Below are 4,507 nucleotides of genomic sequence, written 5' to 3' on the forward strand. Positions count from 1 at the left end.
GCAGGGGGGACCCTGTGGGAGAGTAGGACGCCGCCGAACAATTCTTCAGCTCCGGTCCCTGAGCCTTTTGGTTCAGGGACCGGAGCTTTTTTGTTTTTCAGGTGCCTCTGGTTACCGGTGCGGTGGCCGGCGGCTGTTTCCGGACACGGTCCGGCGCGGCGGCCGGCCTGGTCGTGGCCGATACGGGGCCCGCGGTACAGGGGGACGAACCGGGCAGGTAAAGTCATGGGGCATCATCGCTACGTTTCCACAGGAGGCCCACGGGTGGAGGTTCAGGAGACGCGGATCCAGACCGATCGCGTCCTCACCATCCCCAACATTCTGAGCATGGCTCGCCTGATCGGCGTGCCCGTGTTCCTGTGGCTGATCCTGTGGCCGGAATTCGGCGGTCCGAAGGCCGACGGCTGGGCGCTGCTCGTCCTGGCTCTGAGCGGCGTCAGCGACTACCTGGACGGGAAGCTGGCCCGCCGCTGGAATCAGATCAGCAGCCTGGGCCGCATTCTCGACCCGGCGGCCGACCGGCTGTACATACTGTCCACCCTGGTGGGGCTGACCTGGCGGGAGATCCTTCCGCTCTGGCTGACCATTGCGCTGCTCGCTCGCGAGCTGATGCTGCTGGTGGCGGTGGGGTGGCTCAGCCGGCACCGGTACGGTCCGCCGCAGGTGAACTTCCTCGGCAAGGCGGCCACGTTCAACCTGATGTATGCCTTCCCGTTGCTGCTTCTCAGTGACGGAAGTGGCTGGCTGCATACGCTCGCTGCTATTTTCGGATGGGCGTTCGCCGGATGGGGTACAACGCTCTACTGGTGGGCAGGAATCCTTTACGTGGTTCAGGTCCGCCGCATCATCAAGGCGGACACCGCGGCCGACTGAGCTCGCCTTAACCGGCAGACGCGTGAGGCCGGATGCCCCACCAGCAAAAAGTGGGCCATCGGGACGGGTGAAGTCGGCAAGATCGTCATCTCTTCGAGGAGGACGCTTCCGACATGAAGGCCGTTGTGATGGCGGGCGGCGAAGGCACGCGCCTTCGGCCCATGACTTCGAGCATGCCCAAGCCGCTGCTTCCGGTGGCGAACAGGCCGATCATGGAGCACGTGCTGCGGCTGCTGAAACGGCACGGCCTCAGTGAGACCGTAGTGACGGTGCAATTCCTGGCCTCATTGGTGCGCAACTATTTCGGTGACGGCGAAGAGCTCGGCATGGAGCTCACTTACGCCAATGAGGAAAAGCCGCTCGGCACCGCGGGCAGTGTCAAGAACGCCGAGGAGGCGCTCAAGGATGACGCTTTCCTCGTCATCTCCGGTGACGCCCTCACCGACTTCGACCTGACCGACCTGATCCGTTTCCACAAGGAGAAGGGCGCCCTTGTCACCGTCTGCCTGACAAGGGTTCCCAACCCGCTCGAGTTCGGTATCACGATTGTCGACGAGGACGGCCAGGTCGAGCGGTTCCTGGAAAAGCCGACCTGGGGCCAGGTTTTCTCCGACACGGTGAACACGGGCATCTACGTCATGGAGCCCGAGGTCTTCGACTACGTGGAGCCGGACGTTCCGGTGGACTGGTCCGGCGATGTCTTCCCCCAGCTCATGAAGGAAGGCAAGCCCATCTACGGCTATGTCGCCGAGGGCTACTGGGAGGACGTCGGCACGCACGAAAGCTATGTGAAGGCGCAGGCCGACGTTCTCGAAGGAAAGGTCGACGTCGATATCGACGGCTTCGAGATGTCGCCGGGTGTGTGGGTGGCGGAGGGCGCGGAGGTTCACCCGGACGCCGTATTGCGCGGCCCGCTCTACATCGGCGACTACGCGAAGGTCGAAGCCGGCGTGGAGCTGCGCGAGCACACCGTCGTCGGATCGAATGTCGTCGTGAAGAGCGGCGCGTTCCTGCACAAGGCCGTGGTGCACGACAACGTGTACATCGGCGAGCAGTGCAACCTCCGCGGCTGCGTGATCGGGAAGAACACCGACGTGATGCGGGCGGCCCGTATCGAGGACGGCGCCGTCATCGGCGATGAGTGCCTCATTGGTGAGGAATCGATTGTTCAGGGGAACGTACGCGTCTATCCCTTCAAGACGATCGAGGCGGGCGCGTTCGTCAACACGTCGGTCATCTGGGAGTCCCGCGGCCAGGCGCATCTCTTCGGCGCCCGTGGAGTCTCCGGAATTCTGAACGTGGAGATCACGCCAGAGCTCGCGGTGCGGCTCGCGGGTGCGTACGCGACGACTCTGAAGAAGGGTTCGTCGGTCACCACGGCCCGCGACCATTCACGTGGTGCCCGGGCGTTGAAGCGCGCGGTGATTTCAGCGCTCCAGGCGAGCGCGATCGACGTACGCGATCTGGAGAACGTGCCGCTGCCGGTGGCCCGTCAGCAGACCGCCAGGGGCAGTGCCGGCGGGATCATGATCCGGACGACGCCGGGTGTGCCGGATTCCGTGGACATCATGTTCTTCGACGAGCGGGGCGCGGACCTCTCGCAGGGCGGTCAGCGCAAGCTCGACCGTGTCTACGCGCGGCAGGAGTACCGTCGCGCCTTCCCCGGCGAGATCGGCGACCTGCACTTCCCGTCCAGCGTCTTCGACTCGTACACGGGCTCGCTGCTGCGGTCCGTGGACACCACGGGTATCGCGGAAGCCGGGCTCAAGGTCGTCGTCGACGCCTCGAACGGCAGCGCGGGCTTGGTGCTGCCCAGCCTGTTGGGCCGGCTCGGGGTGGACTCCCTCACCATCAACCCCGGTCTCGACGAGTCGCGGCCGACCGAGACCGAGGACGCCCGGCGTTCCGGCCTGGTGCGGCTGGGCGAGATCGTGGCCTCGGCGCGGGCGGCCTTCGGCGTGCGCTTCGACCCGGTGGGTGAGCGGCTCTCCCTCGTTGACGAGCGAGGGCGGATCATCGAGGACGACCGCGCGCTGCTGGTCATGCTCGACCTGGTGGCTGCTGAGCGGCGCAGCGGCCGGGTGGCGCTGCCCGTGACCACGACGCGTATCGCCGAGCAGGTGGCGGCGTACCACGGTACGCAGGTGGAGTGGACGACGACTTCGCCCGATGATCTGACCCGGGTGGGCAGGGCGGACGACACCATCTTCGGCGGCGACGGCCGAGGCGGTTTCATCGTCCCCGAGTTCGCCAGCGTGTTCGATGGTTCGGCTGCCTTTGTGCGGCTCATCGGTCTGGTGGCCCGTACGCAGCTCACGCTGAGCCAGATTGACGCGCGTATCCCACGTGCCCATGTACTCAAGCGCGACCTGGCGACCCCGTGGGCCGTCAAGGGACTCGTCATGCGTCACGTGGTCGAGGCGGCGGGCGACCGCTCGGTGGACACCACCGACGGCGTACGGGTCGTCGAGGCCGACGGGCGCTGGGTACTGGTGCTGCCCGACCCGGCCGAGGCGGTCACGCACCTGTGGGCGGAGGGCCCGGACGATGCCTCCGCGCAGCAGCTCCTGGACGAATGGTCGTCCGTCGTGGACAGCGCGGGCCGCTGACCTGGGGCCCCATCGGCGCGTCTCGATTCGGCGCGCCGGTGGGGCCATTGGGAGAGTGCGCCGCCGACGTGCGACGATGTGCGGCATGTCGCAGCAGCACCCCGAACGGAGCAGCCCCGGACCCGCTCCGCGCCCCGATGCCTCCATGTCGCTGCTGAACAATGTCATGGAGCACAGCCTCGACGACGGGTACGCCGAGGCGGCGGCCCGTAAAGCGGCGGAGGACGGTGGCCTGCCGCGCACGCTGCGGGCCAAGTTGGGCCTCGCGGCCGGCCTGGTGCTGGCCGCAGTGGTCGTCACGGTGGGCGCCGCTCAGGCGCGCATATCAGCACCGACCATGGCGAAGGAGCGCGAGGAGCTCATCGCCCGGATCGACCAGGGCACCGACAAGGCCGACAAACTGCAGCAGCACGTCGACTCCCTGCGGGACGACGTCGGCGACATGCAGCGCAAGGCGCTCAAGAAGAGCGGCGGCGAGCGGGCCGACCTGCTGGCGTTGCTGTCCGGCTCCACGCAGGTCACCGGGCCCGGCGTGAAGCTGGTCGTGGACGATGCCAAGGAGGCGGAGGCCGGCAGTGGCGGCCCCCGTGAGAGCTCCGGCTTCTCCGACACCGGCCGGGTGCGTGACCGGGACATGCAACGCGTCGTCAACGGTCTCTGGGAGTCCGGCGCCGAGGCCATCTCCGTCAACGGGCAGCGGCTCACCTCCCTCTCGGCGATCAGGGCGGCGGGAGACGCCATACTGGTCGACAACAAACCGCTGGCACCTCCGTATACGGTGCTGGCGGTGGGGGACGGGCAGCGGCTCAGCACCGCCTTCCAGGACAGTGCCGACGGCCAGTACCTGCATGTGCTGCAGCAGAACTACGGCGTCCGCACCCGGATTTCCACCGAGGGCGAGCTCACGCTGCCGCCCGCGCCGAGCTTGATCGTACGAACCGCACAGCCGAAGACCGGTGCCCCGCAGCCGGGCGGCACCGACACAGGGAAGGGCACATCGTGATCGCCGTACTGGGCCTCATCGT

At 67.2% G+C, this 4,507-nt stretch carries 3 protein-coding genes; all 3 read left to right on the top strand.

Annotated features, from left to right (window positions below):
• Positions 1 to 264 precede the first annotated feature (264 nt).
• The 3 genes from ABZ840_RS37650 (at position 265) to ABZ840_RS37660 (ending at position 4,485) form a co-directional block, all read left to right on the top strand.
• Entirely contained in the window at positions 265 to 873 is a 609-nt protein-coding gene (locus ABZ840_RS37650) for a CDP-alcohol phosphatidyltransferase family protein (RefSeq protein WP_361568586.1), read from the top strand.
• 113 nt (positions 874 to 986) lie between these two features.
• On the top strand, positions 987 to 3,482 hold the full coding sequence (locus ABZ840_RS37655) for a mannose-1-phosphate guanyltransferase (RefSeq protein ID WP_361568588.1): 2,496 nt from the start codon (positions 987 to 989) through the stop codon (positions 3,480 to 3,482).
• A gap of 85 nt (positions 3,483 to 3,567) precedes the next feature.
• Positions 3,568 to 4,485: a DUF881 domain-containing protein gene (locus ABZ840_RS37660; RefSeq protein ID WP_361568590.1), complete on the top strand. Its 918-nt coding sequence runs from the start codon at positions 3,568 to 3,570 to the stop codon at positions 4,483 to 4,485.
• The last annotated feature ends 22 nt before the right edge of the window (positions 4,486 to 4,507 follow it).

It is taken from the genome of Streptomyces sp. NPDC047117, assembly GCF_040643545.1.
In the GTDB taxonomy this organism is placed as follows: Bacteria; Actinomycetota; Actinomycetes; order Streptomycetales; family Streptomycetaceae; genus Streptomyces.

Bases quoted from the DNA above. Each gene is read 5' to 3' on its own strand.
- ABZ840_RS37660 (WP_361568590.1), top strand. From the start codon at position 3,568: ATGTCGCAGCAGCACCCCGAACGGAGCAGCCCCGGACCCGCTCCGCGC.
- ABZ840_RS37655 (WP_361568588.1), top strand. From the start codon at position 987: ATGAAGGCCGTTGTGATGGCGGGCGGCGAAGGCACGCGCCTTCGGCCC.